At 69.9% G+C, this 345-nt stretch carries 1 protein-coding gene; it reads right to left on the bottom strand.

Going from position 1 to position 345, the window contains the following annotated elements; genetic code table 11:
- On the bottom strand, nucleotides 1–206 hold a 206-nt coding region (locus tag SB660_RS19390; RefSeq protein WP_410583865.1), incomplete at its 3' end, for a hypothetical protein.
- Between the last annotated feature and the right edge of the window lie 139 nt (nucleotides 207–345).

The raw sequence follows: 345 nt of genomic DNA, 5'->3' as shown, positions 1-345 counted from the left end.
AGGATGAAGCCCGTCACGGCGCCGCCCAAGGCGAGTGCCAGCGCGGCTCCCATGAGAGCGTAGAAGCGCGGTGCCCGCTCATACAGACCGGTCTCGCGGGCGACCCGTGAGACCTCGGAGTAGGCCTTCGCCATGGGCGGAAAGTCGCGGGTGCCGGAGTACGTCCGGCGAACCGGACCGAGGGTGGCGGAGAGTTCGAGGGGCATGGGGGCCGCCGTTCGGTTTCGACGCGACTGACGCGCGTCTTCATGGGTGCTTCAGGCGGATGCCCTTCGCCCGGCCCAGCCTACGGTGGGGCATATGCCGCGCGCCCCATGTATCCCGCTTGCTACAGCGGCGCGTGGC

It is taken from the genome of Bacillus sp. SIMBA_005 (genome assembly GCF_046535585.1).
In the GTDB taxonomy this organism is placed as follows: domain Bacteria; phylum Bacillota; class Bacilli; order Bacillales; family Bacillaceae; genus Bacillus; species Bacillus pumilus.
Note: the sequence above shows the minus strand (reverse complement) of the source record. Positions and strands in the feature narration are given on the sequence as shown.